Source organism: Kribbella sp., from assembly GCF_035687465.1.
GTDB lineage: Bacteria > Actinomycetota > Actinomycetes > Propionibacteriales > Kribbellaceae > Kribbella.
Map to the genome: position 1 here is coordinate 15,004 of NZ_DASRXP010000226.1, position 16,749 is coordinate 31,752.

At 67.3% G+C, this 16,749-nt stretch carries 17 protein-coding genes; 9 read left to right on the plus strand and 8 right to left on the minus strand.

Annotation, left to right across the window (positions count from 1 at the left end; translation table 11 throughout):
* The first annotated feature begins 56 nt into the window (after positions 1-56).
* The gene (gene rlmN / locus VFG33_RS11380) at positions 57-1,178 is read left to right on the plus strand and encodes a dual-specificity RNA methyltransferase RlmN (protein ID WP_325025307.1); all 1,122 of its coding nucleotides are present in this window, start codon (positions 57-59) and stop codon (positions 1,176-1,178) included.
* On the opposite strand, the gene VFG33_RS11385 is transcribed toward rlmN, so the two are convergent.
* Positions 1,179-1,883: an alpha/beta fold hydrolase gene (locus VFG33_RS11385; RefSeq protein WP_325025309.1), complete on the minus strand. Its 705-nt coding sequence runs from the start codon at positions 1,881-1,883 to the stop codon at positions 1,179-1,181. It abuts the gene before it with no gap.
* Positions 1,884-1,965: 82 nt separating this feature from the next.
* Positions 1,966-3,060: an LOG family protein gene (locus tag VFG33_RS11390; protein ID WP_325025311.1), complete on the minus strand. Its 1,095-nt coding sequence runs from the start codon at positions 3,058-3,060 to the stop codon at positions 1,966-1,968.
* An 86-nt stretch (positions 3,061-3,146) separates the two neighbouring features.
* Here VFG33_RS11390 and VFG33_RS11395 point away from each other — a divergent pair, with 86 nt between their 5' ends.
* The gene (locus VFG33_RS11395) at positions 3,147-4,436 is read left to right on the plus strand and encodes an aspartate aminotransferase family protein (protein ID WP_325025313.1); all 1,290 of its coding nucleotides are present in this window, start codon (positions 3,147-3,149) and stop codon (positions 4,434-4,436) included.
* A gap of 49 nt (positions 4,437-4,485) precedes the next feature.
* Here VFG33_RS11395 and VFG33_RS11400 read toward each other — a convergent pair whose 3' ends face one another.
* The 6 genes from VFG33_RS11400 to VFG33_RS11425 all read right to left on the minus strand — a co-directional run bounded on the left by VFG33_RS11400 (position 4,486) and on the right by VFG33_RS11425 (position 10,358).
* Positions 4,486-4,866: a hypothetical protein gene (locus VFG33_RS11400; protein WP_325025315.1), complete on the minus strand. Its 381-nt coding sequence runs from the start codon at positions 4,864-4,866 to the stop codon at positions 4,486-4,488.
* 197 nt (positions 4,867-5,063) lie between these two features.
* Positions 5,064-5,936: an amino acid ABC transporter permease gene (locus VFG33_RS11405; RefSeq protein ID WP_325025317.1), complete on the minus strand. Its 873-nt coding sequence runs from the start codon at positions 5,934-5,936 to the stop codon at positions 5,064-5,066.
* A complete protein-coding gene (locus VFG33_RS11410) occupies positions 5,933-6,583 on the minus strand; it encodes an amino acid ABC transporter permease (RefSeq protein ID WP_325025319.1) in 651 nt (216 codons plus the stop codon). Before VFG33_RS11410 ends, VFG33_RS11405 begins: the two co-directional genes overlap by 4 nt.
* An 89-nt stretch (positions 6,584-6,672) precedes the next feature.
* Positions 6,673-7,596 carry a glutamate ABC transporter substrate-binding protein gene (locus VFG33_RS11415; RefSeq protein WP_325025321.1) on the minus strand — a complete coding sequence of 308 codons (924 nt, stop codon included), beginning with the start codon at positions 7,594-7,596 and terminating at the stop codon, positions 6,673-6,675.
* 72 nt (positions 7,597-7,668) lie between these two features.
* Entirely contained in the window at positions 7,669-8,439 is a 771-nt protein-coding gene (locus tag VFG33_RS11420) for an amino acid ABC transporter ATP-binding protein (RefSeq protein ID WP_325025323.1), read from the minus strand.
* 209 nt (positions 8,440-8,648) lie between these two features.
* On the minus strand, positions 8,649-10,358 hold the full coding sequence (locus tag VFG33_RS11425; protein ID WP_325025325.1) for a sigma-54-dependent Fis family transcriptional regulator: 1,710 nt from the start codon (positions 10,356-10,358) through the stop codon (positions 8,649-8,651).
* Between the two features lie 184 nt (positions 10,359-10,542).
* Here VFG33_RS11425 and VFG33_RS11430 point away from each other — a divergent pair, with 184 nt between their 5' ends.
* The 7 genes from VFG33_RS11430 to VFG33_RS11460 form a co-directional block, all read left to right on the plus strand.
* A complete protein-coding gene (locus tag VFG33_RS11430) occupies positions 10,543-12,177 on the plus strand; it encodes a ferritin family protein (protein WP_325025327.1) in 1,635 nt (544 codons plus the stop codon).
* 76 nt (positions 12,178-12,253) lie between these two features.
* Positions 12,254-13,282: a 2Fe-2S iron-sulfur cluster-binding protein gene (locus tag VFG33_RS11435; RefSeq protein WP_325025329.1), complete on the plus strand. Its 1,029-nt coding sequence runs from the start codon at positions 12,254-12,256 to the stop codon at positions 13,280-13,282.
* A gap of 26 nt (positions 13,283-13,308) precedes the next feature.
* Positions 13,309-14,418, plus strand: a complete 1,110-nt coding sequence (locus tag VFG33_RS11440) for an aromatic/alkene monooxygenase hydroxylase subunit beta (RefSeq protein ID WP_325025331.1) — start codon at positions 13,309-13,311, stop codon at positions 14,416-14,418.
* A 2-nt stretch (positions 14,419-14,420) separates the two neighbouring features.
* Positions 14,421-14,756, plus strand: coding sequence for a propane 2-monooxygenase effector subunit MimD (gene mimD, locus VFG33_RS11445; RefSeq protein ID WP_325025344.1), 336 nt, complete (start codon positions 14,421-14,423; stop codon positions 14,754-14,756).
* Between the two features lie 6 nt (positions 14,757-14,762).
* Positions 14,763-15,806 (plus strand): amidohydrolase family protein, encoded by a 1,044-nt coding sequence (locus tag VFG33_RS11450; RefSeq protein ID WP_325025333.1) that lies wholly within the window; start codon positions 14,763-14,765, stop codon positions 15,804-15,806.
* Entirely contained in the window at positions 15,803-16,552 is a 750-nt protein-coding gene (locus tag VFG33_RS11455) for an iron-sulfur cluster assembly protein (RefSeq protein WP_325025334.1), read from the plus strand. The genes VFG33_RS11450 and VFG33_RS11455 overlap by 4 nt, the downstream gene beginning before the upstream one ends.
* On the plus strand, positions 16,549-16,749 hold a 201-nt coding region (locus tag VFG33_RS11460), incomplete at its 3' end, for an alcohol dehydrogenase catalytic domain-containing protein (protein ID WP_325025336.1). The genes VFG33_RS11455 and VFG33_RS11460, both read left to right, overlap by 4 nt.

Consider the following 16,749-nt stretch of genomic DNA (forward strand, 5'->3'; position numbering starts at 1 on the left):
ACGTCCAGGATGTGAATTTGTGAATGGCTGGCGGCGCGGGCGACAATGGATCGGTTATGACTACCTCCCTTCCCCTCGTTTTCGATGAACCGCGCCGTGCCAAGAAGCCGCCGCGGCACCTGGCCGACCTCAGTGGGGAAGAGCGTCGTACTGCGGTGACGGCGCTGGGGGAGCCCGCGTTCCGGGCCAAGCAGCTGTCGAACCACTACTTCTCCCGCCTGACGGACAACCCGGCCGACATGACGGATCTGCCGGCCGCGACCCGGGAGAAGCTGGTCGCCGAGCTGATGCCGCCGCTGCTCACCAAGGTCCGCGACCTGGAGTGTGACAACGGGACCACCCGTAAGTCGTTGTGGAAGCTGCTCGACGGTTCGCTGGTCGAGTCCGTGCTGATGCGCTACAGCGACCGCACCACCATGTGTGTCTCGAGCCAGGCGGGCTGCGGGATGGCCTGCCCGTTCTGCGCGACCGGCCAGGCGGGGCTGACCCGCAACATGAGCACCGCGGAGATCGTCGAGCAGGTCGTCGACGGCGCCCGCGCGCTGTCCCGGGGCGAGATCGCCGGCGGACCGGGCCGGGTCAACAACATCGTCTTCATGGGCATGGGCGAGCCGATGGCCAACTACAAGGCCGTGATCGGCGCGGTGCGCCGGTTCACCGAGCCTTCGCCGGACGGCCTCGGCATCTCGGCCCGCGGCGTGACCGTGTCGACGGTTGGTCTGGTGCCGAGGATCAACCAGCTCGCGACCGAGGGCATCCCGGTCACGCTGGCGCTGTCGCTGCACGCGCCGGACGACGAACTGCGCGACGAGCTGGTCCCGATCAACAACCGGTGGAAGGTCGACGAGGTCCTCGACGCAGCCTGGGGCTACGCGGAGAAGACCAAGCGCCGGGTCTCGATCGAGTACGCGATGATCCGCGACATCAACGACCACGCCTGGCGCGCGGACCTGCTGGCGGAGAAGCTCCGGGCCCGCGGCGACTGGGGCTGGGTGCACGTCAACCTGATCCCGCTGAACCCGACGCCCGGCTCGAAATGGACCGCCTCCGACCCGGCCGACGAGCGCGAGTTCGTCCGCCGCCTGCAGGCCGGCGGCATCCCCACCACGGTCCGCGACACCCGCGGCCAGGAAATCGACGGCGCCTGCGGCCAGCTAGCCGCCTCCAACAAGAGCTGATCAGTCCAGATCCAGGAAGATCCGGGCGAGCTCGGTTGGCTGGGAGAACATCGGCCAGTGGCCGGTGCCCAGGTCGACCAGCTCCCAGGATGGCGACTTGAGCTGCTCGAGGACATCGCTCGAGGGGATGGCTCCGTCCATCAGGCACTTGATGTAGGTGGTCGGCAGGTCGCCGATCGGCTGGACGAGCTGGGCCGGCTCGCTGATCGCGCGGCCGGGATGCGGGGTCGAGCGCTCCACGATCGTCGCGATCGCGTCATCCGTGAGGTCTTGTCCGACGTAGTCCGCCGGCTCCAGCGGGGGCCAGAAACCGCCCGACTCAGCGATCTGGCCTTCCAGCCAGGCTCGCCCCTCGTCGGACGACCCGTCGATGAAGGACTTGCCGTCTGTCGGGATGTTCGAGTCGACGTACACGACCCGCCGCAGCCGATCCCCGATCCGTGCCGCCGCCTGCCCGGCCGGAATCCCCGAATAGCTGTGGCCAGCGAGCACCACCTCGCGCAGATCGTTGTCCTCGACCACGGCCACGATGTCGTCGACGTGCTGCGTCTGACTGACCTTGGCCGCATCATCCCCCTGCCGCTCGGCCAGCCCCGACAGCGTCACCGGATAAACCGCATGCCCCGCCTCCCGGATCAGCCCCGCCACCTCGTCCCACGCCCACGCACCCAGCCACGCCCCCGGAACCAGCACAAAGTTCGCCATGCCCGACACCGTAAACCGGCCCTCCGACAGTTTCTCGCAGCCTCTTCCCAGGGCAGAACCGTGCGGAGGGCAGAACCACAGGTCAGCTGACCAGGGCGGCGGCTTCCTGGATGGTGTCGACCAGGTGGATCGAGGCACTCATCGGGCGGCCCGTTCCCAAGGACTGGAGCAGCGGCCAGACCGGCAGCACCTCGGTCCAGTGGCGGACGCCGACGAGGATCATCGGGTTCTGGGTGGCCCGGTCGCCGTAGTAGTTGGGGGTGACCGCCTGGAAGATCTCCTGGACGGTGCCGGCCGCGCCGGGAAGGTAGATGATCCCGCCGCGGGCGCGGCTGAGCAGGACGTCCTCGCGCTGCGCGTTGGAGAAGTACTTCGCGATCGCGGTCGCGAACACGTTCGGCGGCTCGTGCCCGTAGAACCACGTCGGGATCGAGATGCCACCGTCGCCCGGGAAGTCACGGCGTACGGCCAAACCCGCCGCTGCCCATGCCGCCACCGAAGGGCGGAACGAGGGCACGTGGGTCAACGCATCAAGGGCCAATGACACCGCGGAGTCGTCGTACGTGGCGAGAGCGGAGCCGAGGTTGGCCGCCTCCATGGCGCCGGGCCCGCCGCCTGTCACGACGGTCAGGCCCGAGGCGGTCAGCGTGCGACCGAGATCGACCGCCGCCCGGTACGTCGCGTCGCCCCGGGCGATCCCATGACCGCCCATCACGCCGATCCACGGACGTCCGTCGGGGAGTTCCGTCAGGGCGTCGGCGATGGCGTGGTCGTGCAGCGCGGCCGCGAGCGTGCGGCTCGTGTCGCCCTTCGTCTCGTGCTGACGGGACCACGCGTAGATCTGCGCATCCGGTGTCGCGTCGTACCCGTCGGAAAGGCCGGCGTAGAGCTCAGAAGCGTCGTACAGGCGGCCCCGGTACGGGTCGAAGGGGAGCGCGGGGATCGAGGGGAAGATCAGCCCGCCACCATCGCGGATCCAGACCGCGGCCTGCTCGTCGAGGATGCAGCCGAGGAACAGGGAGCCCGACGGAGCCAGGGTCAGCAGTACCGCAGTACGGGCTGACAGATCGACCGACTGCACACGCCAGCCATCCATCGAGGTGGCCCCGGCTGCCACCACCCGGTCGAACTGCGCCAGGGTCTCGAGGTCGAGGTGAGGGATGCTCGGCGTGGTCACGAGCAGCACCCTAGGACCTCAGCGGCCCACCGGCTTCACACCGCGCCACTAGGAGTCGGCACCCAAGATGAGGTATTGCTTAGGACATGACACATGCGGAGCTGTGGGAGCGTCACAAGGCCGTCATGCCGGACTGGCTCGCCCTGTACTACGACGAGCCGATCGAGATCGTGACGGGCTCCGGTCGCCGGGTGACCGACGGTGAGGGCAAGGAGTACCTGGACTTCTTCGCCGGGATCCTGACCAACGCGATCGGGTACGACATCGCCGAGATCTCCGACGCCGTGCGGGAGCAACTGTCCAGCGGCGTCGCGCACACCTCCACGGTGTACCTGATCCGGCGCCAGATCGAGCTGGCCGAGAAGATCGCCGAGCTGTCCGGGATCCCGGACGCCAAGGTCTTCTTCACCAACTCCGGCACCGAGGCGAACGAGGCGGCCCTGCTGCTCGCCACCCAGAACCGCCGCTCGAACCAGGTGCTCGCGCTGCGCAACTCCTACCACGGCCGCGCGTTCGGCACGGTCGCGATCACCGGCAACCGCGGCTGGTCCGCGAGCAGCCTGTCGCCGGTGAACGTGCAGTACGCGCAGGGTGCCTACCGCTATCGCAGCCCGTTCAAGGACCTGCCGGACGCGGAGTACATCAAGGTCTGCACGGACGATCTGCGCAACGTCATCGAGACCACCACGGCCGGCGATGTCGCCTGCATGATCGTCGAGCCGATCCAGGGCGTCGGCGGATTCTCCTCGCCGCCCGACGGCCTGTACGCCGCGTTCAAGGCGGTACTGGACGAGTACGGGATCCTGTTCATCTCCGACGAGGTGCAGACCGGCTGGGGTCGTACCGGCGAGCACTTCTGGGGGATCCAGGCGCACGACGTGGTCCCGGACGCGATGACGTTCGCCAAGGGGCTCGGCAACGGGTTCGCGATCGGTGGCCTCGTCGCCAGGGCCGACCTGATGGACAGCCTGAGCGCGAACTCGCTGTCCACCTTCGGCGGCAACCCGATCTCCACCAGCGCGGCGAAGGCGACGGTCGACTACCTGCTCGACCACGACCTGCAGGCGAACGCGGCCAAGCGGGGCGCCCAGTTGATGGACGGGCTGCGCGGCATCTCGGAGGAGTTCCCCGAGCTCGGCGACGTGCGCGGCAAGGGCCTGATGCTCGCGGCCGAGCTCGTTCACCCGGACGACGACAAGCCCGACGCCGCGACCACGGCCCGCCTCCAGCAGGAGACGAAGAACCGCGGCCTCCTGCTCGGCAAGGGCGGCCTCTACGGCAACGTCCTCCGGATGGCCCCGCCGATGACGCTCACCGAGGAGGAGACCACGGAGGCTCTAGAAATCCTCCGAGACTCCTTCAACACCCTCCGCTAGCCCGCTTTGCCGGGTCCAGGTGGCTCTACCCTGGACCCGGCGAAGCACGTCAGTAGCCGGACGGCCGGGAGTCGCGCCAGCGGACCTCGCGCAGAGGGGCCCAGCGCCTGCGGTAGACGCCGATCAGGAACGCGAGCGCGGGGATCGAGGCGAGCAGCCAGAAGATGAAGCCGCCGAACATCCAGTAGAAACCGAATGACTCGGAGATGGCGTCGGCGTTGACGAGCAGGAGGGCGATCGGCCCCACGACGAAGCCCGGGGCGATGATCCAGGCGAACAGACAGGTCCGCAGCACCTCGCTGAGCCGAGGCCGCGATTGCCCGTCGATGGAGTACTTCGAGCTCGTGCTCCAGGCGCCGCCTGTGAACTGACCGACGACCGCGGTCTCTTTGAGGTAATAGCGATCCAGCGGGACGAGCGGCAATCCCACCAGGCACGCGTACCGGGTGCCGAAGTACCGGCCGGACGGGTGAAACCCTTCAACTCGGTCCCTATCCCGTTGTAGGTCCGCATCCGCAGCGGCTTCCCAGGTGGCAGTGGCCACACCTCGTCAGGCATGTCCCGACCCTAACCACCACCCGGACGCCTCTTGCGCCCACTGGCCGCAAGAGGCCAATCAGAAAGTTCCTAGACCGTGGCTTCCGCCGAGCGGCCGTCGTCGAGGAGCGGCGGGATCGTCGTGCCCTTGGCGATCTTGCGGTTGCGGCGGCTGCGGCCCTCGAGGTACCGGGCCAGCAGGGAGAGCAGGGAGCACAGGCCGATGTAGACCACCGCGACGACCATGTACACCGGGATGTACGGGAAGCCGAACTCCAGCCGGCCGCCCATCTGCTTGGCGACGTACAGCAACTCGTTGTAGGTGATGATGAAGCCGAGTGCGGTGTCCTTCAGCAGCACGACGAGCTGGCTGATGATGGCCGGCAGCATCGCCCGGATCGCCTGCGGCAGCAGGATCAGCCGGACCACCTGGTTCTTCCGCAGACCGGTCGCGTATGCCGCCTCGCGCTGGCCCTTCGGTACGGCGGCGATCCCGGCGCGGAAGATCTCCGCCAGGACCGAGCCGTTGTAGAGCGTCAGGCCGAACACGACCGCCCAGAACGGGCCGAGGCCCAGCTCGAACTCCAGGCTGCCGTAGTAGAAGAAGAACATCAGGATCAGCAGCGGGATCGCCCGGAACAGCTCGACCACGAAGGTCGCGGGGACTCGGACGATCCGGTGGTCGCTGATCCGCGCGGCCGCGAAGACCGCGCCGAAGAGCATCGCGAAGACCGCGGCCAGCCCTGCTGCCTTCAGGGTGTTCAGCAGACCGTCGAACAACTGTTGCTGGATGGCCGAGTACTGGAACTGGGCCCAGCGACGGCTCTGGAACTGGCCGCTGGAGTCCAGCCGCAGGATCACCCAGGTGATCGCGCCGAGCACGGCCAGCACCACGACCACGTTGAGGATCCGGTTGCGCACCTTGGCCCGCGGACCAGGTACGTCGTACAGCACGGCACTCATGCGGCTACCGCCGTCCGTCGCTCGGCCCACCGTTGCAGGAAGACCAGGGGGATGATCAGGATCAGGAAGCCGATGGTGATCCAGACCAGCGTGAGCATCTGGTTCTCACCTCGTTCGGCCATCGCCGCGGGGATCGCGCCGGCCTCCAGGACGGAGAATCCGGCCGCGATCGTGGTGTTCTTCAGCAGCGCGATCAGCACACTCGTCAGCGGCGGCACGATCGCGCGGAAGGCCTGCGGCAGGACCACGATGCCGAGCACCTGGATGAAGGTCATGCCGACCGCGCGGGCGGCCTCGGACTGCCCGGGCGCGACCGTGTTGATCCCCGACCGGACCACCTCGCAGATGAAGGCGGAGGTGTAGACCGTCAGGGCGGCGACCGCGGACCAGAAGAAGGTCGGCAGCGTGAGGTTCATCTTCGGCGCACCGAAGACCAGGAACGCGAACACCAGGGTGAGCGGGGTGTTCCGCAGGATGTTGACGTAGCCGGTACCGACGGCGCGCAATGCGGGCACCGGCGAGACGCGGAAACCGGCCAGCAGCGTACCGAGGACCAGACTGAGGACCCCGGACACCACGAACAACCTGATCGTGGTCCAGAAGCCCTCCCTGAAGAGTTCCCAGTTGTCGGTGAGGACCGAGAGCATCGCGACTCCATGCCTTCCAAGGATGAGGGAAACGCAGTCCGGCTACGGCGACACCGGGCGGGCCGGTGTCGCCGTAGCCGGGGTGGGACTCAGTACTTCTCGAGCGGCGGCGGGTTGGCGGCCGCGCCGGACTTGCCCAGCGTCTCGTCGTACAGCGACTTCCAGGTGCCGTCGGTGAAGGAGGTCTCCAGACCGGCGTTCACCTTGTCCCGCAGGGCCTTGTCGGCCAGCGGCAGGCCGATGCCGTACTTCTCGGTGCTGAACGGCTTGCCGACGACGCGCAGGTCGTCCGGTGCGTTCGCGGCGTAGCCCTTCAGGATCGCGTCGTCGGTGGTGACGGCGTCGGTCTTGCTGTCCAGCAGCTGCGACACACACTCCGAGTAGGTCTTGAACTCGGAGATGTTGCTCGCCTCGGTGAGGCCCTCGTCCTTGACCTTCTGGATCGGCGTGGAGCCGGTCGCCGAGCAGACCTTCTTGCCCTTCAGGGCGTCCTTGCCGGCATCCATCGAGGTGTCGGACTTGCGGACCAGCAGGTCCTGGCCGGCGATGAAGTACGGGCCGGCGAAGGAGACCAGCTTCTTGCGCTTGTCGGTGATCGAGTAGCTGCCGACGTAGTAGTCGATCTCACCACCCTGGATCGCGGTCTCGCGGTTCGCGGACGGGATCTCCTTGTACTCGATCTTGTCCGGGTCCAGGCCGAGCTGGGCCGAGACCATCCGGGCCACCTCGATGTCGAAGCCACAGCGCTTGCCGTTGGCATCCTTGTAGCCGAGGTTCGGCTGGTCGGCCTTGACGCCGACGATCGCGTTGCCGCGGGCCTTGATCTTCGTGTAGGTCGGGCTGCCGGCCACATCGGCGGCCGTGGCCACCTCGAACTTGTGCAGGTCGCCACAGGCACCTGTGGTGCTGCCGCCGCCTGAACCGCCGGCCGCGGGCTCGTCGTCGCCACAGGCACTGACGGTCAGCGCGAGCGCCGCGACGCCAAGCGTGGCGACGAGGTTGCGCATTCTCATTCGGGATCCCCTTTTCGTGTTCTACGGGCACTGCGTGTTTTACGGGTACTGCGGTGCGGTGCGAGCGGCTCGTCAGTGCTTGAGGATCTTCCCGAGGAAGTCCTGCGCACGGCGGGAGGTCGGGTTGGTGAAGAAGGTGTCCGGGGTGGCCTCTTCGACGATCTCGCCGTCGGCCATGAAGACCACCCGGTTCGCCGCACTGCGGGCGAAACCCATCTCGTGGGTGACCACGACCATCGTCATGCTCTGCCTGGCCAGGTCGATCATCACCTCGAGGACCTCCTGGATCATCTCCGGGTCGAGCGCCGAGGTGGGCTCGTCGAAGAGAATGACCTTGGGGTCCATCGCCAGCGCCCGCGCGATCGCGACGCGCTGCTGCTGGCCACCGGACAGCTGGGCCGGGTACTTCGACGCCTGGTTCGCGACGCCGACCCGCTCGAGCAGTTCCATCGCCCGCTGATCGGCCTTCTTGGGGTCCGTCTTGCGGACCTTGCACGGGCCGAGGGTGACGTTCTGCAGGATCGTCTTGTGGGCGAACAGGTTGAACGACTGGAACACCATGCCGACGTCGGCGCGGAGTTTGGCCAGCGCCTTGCCCTCGCTGGGCAGCGGCTGGCCGTCCAGCATGATGGTGCCCGAGTCGATCGGCTCGAGCCGGTTGATCGCGCGGCACAGCGTGGACTTGCCGGAGCCGGACGGGCCGATCACCACCACGACCTCGCCACGGTTGATGGACAGGTTGATGTCCTTCAGCACGTGCAGGTCACCGAAATGCTTGTTGACATCGGTCAGGGCGACAAGACCCGTGGTCGCCACGGTGTCGACGGCGGTGGAATCGCTCATGGCCGAAACCTAGCGGAGGCGGGGGTTGGGCCGCAGCGATCCCTGGTTCCACGGTGGTAACGATCTGCAATATAGATGAGCAGTCTGTGAGTAGCCGATCACCGTCCGCTGGACCTTGGAGATTCGTGTCCGGTACTGCGCGTTCGCAGGCACCCAGAAGCAACAATGGGCGCCGCGATCAGCTCGCTTTGCGCGATTCAGCGAGCTGGTCAGCAGACGATGCCGTAGTCCCGGATCTTGCGGTAGATGGTGGCCCGGGACATCCCGAGAGCGGTGGCCGCGGTCAGTTTGTCGCCGCCGTGCGCGGACAGCGCGTCGACGATCGCATCCCGCTCCAGCGCCTCGATCGGGGTCAGCTGCCGGCGGGTGGTGGCCAGGCACTCGGCCGGCAGATCGTCCAGCTCGACCACACCGGACCGCCGGCGCCGGGCGACCGCGGCCAGGACCGAGCGCAGGTGGGTGACGTTGCCCGCCCAGGGCAGCCGCATCAGCTGGTTCATCGAGGTGGTGGAGAACTTCAGGCCGCTGATGCCGCCCTTGGCGAGCAGCGACCGCACCAGCGCCGGGACGTCCTCGAGGTGGTAGCGCAGGGGAGGGACGGCGACGGTACGCGGGAAGTAGCGCAGCAACTGGAGGCCGAGCTGCTCCGAGAGTTCGGACCGGTCGGCCTGCACGGTGAGCGCGACCCAGGGCTCCCGGGTGGGAGCGCCGTCGCGCACGTTCTGGAGCAGTTCGGCGAGGCCGTCGAGGAGCTCACTGGTCAGCAGGTGTGCGTGCTGCAGGATCAGGTCGGAGCCTGATTCGAGCTCCTCGCGGGCCTGGTTCAGCAGTTCGTCGGCGGTTGCCGGCCCGGCGGGATCGAGAACCACCAGGTGCCGGCTCGGCGACACGTGGTCGTGGGCCGCTCGCAGCAGGGTCAGCTTGCCGACACCGCGTTCACCTTCCGCCACCAGCCATTCGCCCCGGCTGCAGGCGTCGAGCACCTCCTGGGTGACGTGCCGCCAAACCGCGCTGGCCCCCGCCGAGCCCGGGATCGACGGGATCCGGGAGGTCGGGAGGCTGCGCGTGACCGCGCGCTGCTCCTTGATCTGGATGACCCCGCCGGCCAGCGTGTCACCGACGAACGTCGGCTCGTAGGCCAGCCGGGCCATCACCCCGCTGGGCAGGTCGGCCAGGAACACCCGCGGTTTCGTGCCGCCGCGGGCGTCGCGGGTGCGGTCGATGAGCGCCGCCTGGTCGACGGCGTCGAAGCGCTGCTGGGCGTGCGTGTTCATCATGAATACCTCGTCGCCGAGCGCGAGCACCGAGCCGCCGCTGTGACGGCAGGCGGCGTAGTAGTCGCTGAGCAGGGCGTGGTCGAGGGCGTTCGCCTGCTCGACCACCAGTTGCTGGATCCGGCGGGCGGCGAGCTTGGCGAAGGACAGCAGCAGGGAGTTCGAGTTCGACGCCTTCGTGGTGATGTCGAGGACCCCGAGCAGGCCGCCGTTGATGGGATGCGTGATCAGCGCCCCCGCGCAGGAGAACATCCGCAGCGGCCCGGTGTAATGCTCGGCGCCGTCGACCAGGATCGGCCCGCCGACCTCGAGCGCGGTACCGATCCCGTTGGTGCCGACCTCGGACTCGGCGTACCGGAAGCCGGGGGCCAGGTCGACGGAGTCGAGGCGCCGCAGCAGGGCGGGGTCGCCTCCGCGCCGGTCCAGGACGATCCCGTTGGCGTCGGTCAGGATGATGCAGACCGGCTCGTCGTTGAGTTCCGACGCCAGTGCGTCGATCACCGGGCCGGCCACCCGGGTCAGCGTGGTCTCGTAGTCACCCCGGTCGACGTACGACGGAGCGGGTCTGTCGACGTCCACCCTCGACGCCTCCGAGCGCTCCCAGGAGACGCGGATCGAGTTCCGGACAGGGACCAATGCACCCATATGCGTCGTCTCCTTCACAGCCCGTCACCAGCGGATATTCCCACGCTAGCTCGCTCGGGAGTGTGAGCCCCGTCTCAGATTGAGACACCAGGTCGGTGCGGGCGGGCCTTTCATTCCTGTTTAAGCAGCCCGCCGTACCGCTGGAGTCGATCAGAGGACCGGCTCCCGATTCTGGAGGCAGACATTGAGTAGGCAGAGTCTCACCAAGGCGCATGCCAAGATCACCGAACTCTCGTGGGAGCCGACCTTCGCGACGCCGGCCACCCGGTTCGGGACCGACTACACCTTCGAGAGGGCGCCGAAGAAGGACCCGCTCAAGCAGATCATGCGGTCCTACTTCCCGATGGAGGAGGAGAAGGACAACCGCGTCTTCGGCGCCATGGACGGCGCGATCCGCGGCAACATGTTCCGCCAGGTGCAGCAGCGCTGGCTGGAGTGGCAGAAGCTGTTCCTGTCGATCATCCCGTTCCCGGAGATCTCCGCGGCCCGGGCGATGCCGATGGCGATCGACGCCGTCCCGAACCCGGAGATCCACAACGGGCTCGCGGTGCAGATGATCGACGAGGTCAGGCACTCGACGATCCAGATGAACCTCAAGCGCCTGTACATGAACAACTACATCGACCCGGCCGGGTTCGACATGACCGAGAAGGCGTTCGCGAACAACTACGCGGGCACCATCGGCCGGCAGTTCGGTGAGGGCTTCATCACCGGGGACGCGATCACCGCCGCGAACATCTACCTGACGGTGGTAGCGGAGACGGCCTTCACCAACACGCTCTTCGTCGCGATGCCGGACGAGGCCGCCGCGAACGGCGACTACCTGCTGCCGACGGTGTTCCACTCGGTCCAGTCCGACGAGTCGCGGCACATCAGCAACGGCTACTCGATCCTGCTGATGGCGCTGGCCGACGAGCGCAACCGGCCGCTGCTCGAGCGCGACCTGCGCTACGCGTGGTGGAACAACCACTGCGTCGTGGACGCCGCGATCGGCACGTTCATCGAGTACGGCACCAAGGACCGCCGCAAGGACCGGGAGAGCTATGCGGAGATGTGGCGCCGGTGGATCTACGACGACTACTACCGCAGCTACCTGCTGCCGCTGGAGAAGTACGGGCTCACGATCCCGCACGACCTGGTGGAGGAGGCCTGGAACCGGATCACCAACAAGGGCTACGTGCACGAGGTGGCGCGGTTCTTCGCCACCGGGTGGCCGGTCAACTACTGGCGGATCGACGCCATGACCGACACCGACTTCGAGTGGTTCGAGGACAAGTACCCCGGCTGGTACTCGAAGTACGGCAAGTGGTGGGAGAACTACAACCGGCTCGCCTACCCCGGCAAGAACAAGCCGATCGCCTTCGAGGAGGTCGGGTACCAGTACCCGCACCGGTGCTGGACCTGCATGGTGCCGGCCCTGATCCGCGAGGACATGGTGACCGAGAAGGTCGACGACCAGTGGCGGACCTACTGCTCCGAGACCTGCTACTGGACCGACGCCGTCGCGTTCCGCAGCGAGTACGACGGCCGGCCGACCCCGAACATGGGCCGGCTGACCGGGTTCCGCGAGTGGGAGACCCTGCACCACAACAAGGACCTGGCCGACATCGTGCAGGACCTCGGCTACGTCCGCGACGACGGCAAGACGCTGATCGGGCAGCCGCATCTGGATCTGGACGACCCGAAGAAGATGTGGACCCTCGACGACGTCCGCGGCAACACGTTCATGAGCCCCAACGTCCTCCTGAACGAGATGTCCGACGCCGAGCGCGAGGCCCACGTGGCGGCGTACAAGGCGAACGGCACCAAGTCCGCCTGACCACCTGATCCGGCCGGTGGCGGCGTGCTCAGAACCGCCACCACCGGCCGCACCACCCAGCCCGAGGAGGCCCGTCGTGGCCGACACCCACCGCATCCGCTTCGAACCGGTCGACATCGAGATGGAGGTCACCGAGGACGACAAGATCCTCGACGCCGCGTTCCGGCAGGGCATCCACCTGATGCACGGCTGCAAGGAGGGGCAGTGCTCCGCCTGCAAGTCGTACATCCTCGAGGGCGAACTGCAGATGGAGCGCTACTCGACCTTCGCCTGCAACGACGCCGAGGTCGCCGAGGGCTACGTGCTGCTGTGCCGGGCGCACGCCTACAGCGACTGCACGATCGAGCTGCTCAACTTCGACCCGGACGAACTGCTCGGCGGCATCCCGATCCAGACGGTCGACGCCCGGATCGAGGCGATCGAACCGGTCACGCGGGACATCGTCTCGTTGCGGCTCAAGACCGGCGCGGCCTTCGAGTTCAAGCCCGGACAGTACGTCGACATCGCCATCCCCGGTACCGACGACCACCGGTCGTTCTCGATGGCGACCACCCAGACCACCCCCGACGAGCTCGAGTTCCTGATCAAGAAGTACCCCGGGGGCAGGTTCTCGGCGCTGCTCGACGGGGAACTCGCGGTCGGCGACGAGCTGTCGCTGACCGGGCCGTACGGCTCGTCCACCCTCAAGGACGGACACGTGCTGCCGGTGGTCTGTGTCGCCGGCGGGGCCGGGATGGCACCCATCCTGTCCATCCTGCGGCACCTGCGCGAGACCGGGAGCACCCGGCCGGTCCGCTTCTACTACGGCGCCCGGACAGCGGCCGACCTGTTCTACCTGGAGGCGATCAAGGAGCTCGGTGCGGACCTCACCGGCTTCGAGTTCATCGCCTGCCTGTCGGAGTCGATGGACGGCGCCGACAGCAGCGCGGAGCAGGGCAACGTCACCGAGGTGGTCGAGCGACGCGAGGCCGAACTGCACCGCAGCGAGGTCTACCTGTGCGGCCCGCCGCCGATGGTGGACGCAGCCCTGGCGTTGCTCGAGGCAAGCAACGTGCCGAACGACCAGGTCTTCTACGACAAGTTCACCAGCCCCGCGACCGAGTGATCCCACCGATCAGCACTGGAGTTGAGATGGCGCAATCCGCAATCCCCCCGAAAGAGCGCAGCTTCCCGAAGATCGAGTTCACCGATTCGGAAGCAGGCGCGCTGGAGTTCCCGAGCTCGAAGAGCCGGGCCTACAACTACTACAAGCCGGCCAAACTGCGCGCGACGATGTACGAGGACGTCACGGTCGACGTGCAGCCGGACCCGGATCGGCACCTGAGCCAGGGCTGGATCTACGGCTTCGGCGACGGCCCCGGTGGCTACCCGAAGGAGTGGACGGCCGCGAAGTCGTCGAACTGGCACGCCTTCCTCGACCCGAACGCGGAGTGGAACCAGACGATCTACCGGAACAACTCGGCGGTCGTCCACCAGGTCGACCTGTGCCTGCAGAACGCCAAGCGGGCCAGGGTGTACGACGGCTGGAACCCGGCCTGGCTGAAGTTCGTCGAGCGCAACCTGGGCGCCTGGATGCACGCCGAGAACGGCCTGGCGCTGCACGTCTTCACCAGTATCCAGCGGTCCGGGCCGACCAACATGATCAACACCGCGGTCGCGGTCAACGCGGCCCACAAGATGCGCTTCGCCCAGGACCTCGCGCTGTTCAACCTCGACCTGTCCGAGGCCGAGGTGCGCTTCGACGGGGCTGCCCACAAGGAGGTCTGGAAGGAGGCCCCCGAGTGGCAGCCGACCCGTGAGGTGGTCGAGCGGCTGACCGCCGTCGGCGACTGGTGCGAGCTGCTGTTCGCCACCAACGTCGTCTTCGAGCAGCTGGTCGGATCGCTGTTCCGCAGCGAGCTGGTGATGCAGATCGCGGCCCGCAACGGCGACTACATCACCCCGACCATCGTCGGCACCGGTGAGTACGACTACGCCCGGGACCTCGGCTACAGCCGCAACCTGTTCCAGTTGCTCAGCCGGGACGAGGAGTTCGGCGAGACCAACAGGGTGCTGTTCGGCGAGTGGCTCTCCCTCTGGGTGCCTCGCTGTCTGACTGCCGCGCAGGCACTGCAGCCGATCTGGTCGCAGCCGGCCGACAGATCCGTCACGTTCGCGTCGAGCCTCGACGCGGCCAAGCAGAAGTTCCGTTCGTTGCTCGAGGACCTCGGGCTCGACTCGCCGAAGGAGCTGGACCAGTGACCATGCAGTTCGGATCGGAGACCGAGTTCTCCAACAAATGCGGTGTCACCTTGATGAACACGCCGATCGGACGGGTCGTCGCCACCGTGATGGGCGCCAAGGAGGGCGTGGAGCTGACGGAGTACCCGTCGATGATCCGGGTCGATGGCGTCGGGCTGCTCGACTTCGACTACGCCGAGCTGACCGAAGCGCTCGGCTCCGAGTTCGACGGATCGGTGTTCGAGGAGATCAGCTCCACCCACTACGGGCGGATGGTGCACCTCGACGACAAGACCATCCTGTTCGCCAGCCCCGAGGACGCGGCGGAGTACATCGGCTTCGACCTGACCAGGAAGTGATCCGGCATGTACGAGAAGAACGGTGAGAAGTACTTCATCGTCGACGCCCACATCGCCCTGTGGGACGCCCGCGCGTCGAACCAGAAGAACATCCACGGCAAGCAGTTCATCGACTGCTTCTACGACTACCACAAGAACCTCAGCCCCGAAGCGGAAGTCTGGGACTACGACACCTACACGTACTACGGCGGCCAGCGGTTGCTGAAGGACCTGTTCGAGGACGGGTACGTCGATCACGCGATCTTCCAGCCGGCCATCCTCGGGGACTTCTACAAGAACGGGTTCGGCCAGACCGAGGACGCCCTGGCGCTGACCAGGGAGAACCCCGGGAAGCTGACCTACAACCACGCGTTCGACCCGCGCTTCGGGGAGGCGGGGCTCGAGCAGCTCCGCAAGGACGCGGCACGGATGAACCTGCAGGGCGTCAAGCTCTACACCGCGGAGTGGCATGGCGACTCCCGTGGCTGGAAGCTCGACGACCCGTGGTCGAGGCGCTATCTCGAGGAGTGCCTGGAGCTCGGGATCAAGAACATCCATGTCCACAAGGGCCCAACCATCAGGCCGCTGGACCGGGACGCCTTCGACGTCGCGGACATCGACAAGGTGGCGAGCGACTACACCGAGCTGAACTTCATCGTCGAGCACGTCGGACTGCCGCGACTGGAGGACTTCTGCTGGATCGCCACCCAGGAGTCCAACGTGTACGGCGGGCTGGCGGTGGCGATGCCGTTCATCCACACCCGGCCCGGGTACTTCGCGCAGATCATCGGGGAGTTGCTGTACTGGATCGGCGAGGACAAGATCCTCTTCTCCAGCGACTACGCGATCTGGACGCCGAAGTGGCTGATCGAGAAGTTCGTCGACTTCCAGGTCCCCGCGGACCAGACGGAGTACGCGCCGATCACGGTCGAGCAGAAGAAGAAGATCCTCGGACTGAACGCCGCCAGCCTGTACGGGATCGACGTACCCGAGGAGCTCAGGCTCCCCACCGCGGCCGGTGACGCCGGCGTCGAGGTGGCGGCCGGGGCCAAGGAAGCCGTGGCGTCATGAGGTCGGTCACCCCTGCTTCGAAGACCGGAGGGCCGGCTTTGGAGACCGCGGTGACGGCGGCCCTGGCGACTGTCGTCGACCCCGAGTTGGACGAGCCGATCACTGACCTCGGCTTCGTCCGCTCGATCCGGATCGACGACGTGGGGGTGACCGTTCATCTTCGGTTGCCGACCTCGTTCTGCGCTCCCAACTTCGCCTATCTGATGGCGTCCGACGCCCAGGACGCGCTGCGGTGCGTTCCGGACGCCGGGCGGGTGCGAGTGCTCCTCGACGACCACCATGACTCGGCCAAGATCAATGCCGGGCTGGCCCTGAACGCGGGGTACCGCGGCACCTTCGGGCCGGAGGCGGAGGAGAGCCTGGACGAGCTGCGCCGGGTCTTCCAGCGCAAGGCCCACACGGCGGCGATGGAGCGCTGCGTGATGGCCCTGCTCAGGACCACCGGCCGGAACGTCGAGGACCTGTACCGGCTCACCCTCGGCGAGCTGCCCGGCGGCCCGCACAAAGAGGCGCTGCTGCGCCGCCGGACCGACATCGGGCTCGGGATCCGTCCGGACGACCTGGTGGTCGTCGACGAGGACGGTCAGCCGGTGGCGTCGGCTGCGGTACCGCTGCGGCTGCGCTACGCGAAGGCGGTGCGCATCTCCGTCGAGGGCAACGCGCACTTCTGCCGCGGACTGCTGGCGACCCGGTACGACGACGAGCCGTTGTCCACGCACATCACCAACACGAGGAGAGCGTCATGAGGGCGGTGCAAGTCGTCGGTTACAACACCAAGCTTCAACTGACCGAGATCCCGGAGCCGCAGGTCAGTGGGCCGCTCGACGTGATCGTGAAGATCGGTGGCGCCGGGGTCTGCCGGACGGATCTCCACATCCTCGAGGGCCAGTGGGCCGAGAAGAGCGGTGGGCAGCTGCCGTACACGATCGGCCATGAGAACGAC

Bases quoted from the DNA above. Each gene is read 5' to 3' on its own strand.
- rlmN (WP_325025307.1), top strand. From the start codon at position 57: ATGACTACCTCCCTTCCCCTCGTTTTCGATGAACCGCGCCGTGCCAAG.
- VFG33_RS11385 (WP_325025309.1), bottom strand. From the start codon at position 1,883: ATGGCGAACTTTGTGCTGGTTCCGGGGGCGTGGCTGGGTGCGTGGGCG.
- VFG33_RS11395 (WP_325025313.1), top strand. From the start codon at position 3,147: ATGACACATGCGGAGCTGTGGGAGCGTCACAAGGCCGTCATGCCGGAC.
- VFG33_RS11405 (WP_325025317.1), bottom strand. From the start codon at position 5,936: ATGAGTGCCGTGCTGTACGACGTACCTGGTCCGCGGGCCAAGGTGCGC.
- VFG33_RS11410 (WP_325025319.1), bottom strand. From the start codon at position 6,583: ATGCTCTCGGTCCTCACCGACAACTGGGAACTCTTCAGGGAGGGCTTC.
- VFG33_RS11415 (WP_325025321.1), bottom strand. From the start codon at position 7,596: ATGAGAATGCGCAACCTCGTCGCCACGCTTGGCGTCGCGGCGCTCGCG.
- VFG33_RS11420 (WP_325025323.1), bottom strand. From the start codon at position 8,439: ATGAGCGATTCCACCGCCGTCGACACCGTGGCGACCACGGGTCTTGTC.
- VFG33_RS11425 (WP_325025325.1), bottom strand. From the start codon at position 10,358: ATGGGTGCATTGGTCCCTGTCCGGAACTCGATCCGCGTCTCCTGGGAG.
- VFG33_RS11440 (WP_325025331.1), top strand. From the start codon at position 13,309: ATGGCGCAATCCGCAATCCCCCCGAAAGAGCGCAGCTTCCCGAAGATC.
- mimD (WP_325025344.1), top strand. From the start codon at position 14,421: ATGCAGTTCGGATCGGAGACCGAGTTCTCCAACAAATGCGGTGTCACC.
- VFG33_RS11450 (WP_325025333.1), top strand. From the start codon at position 14,763: ATGTACGAGAAGAACGGTGAGAAGTACTTCATCGTCGACGCCCACATC.
- VFG33_RS11455 (WP_325025334.1), top strand. From the start codon at position 15,803: ATGAGGTCGGTCACCCCTGCTTCGAAGACCGGAGGGCCGGCTTTGGAG.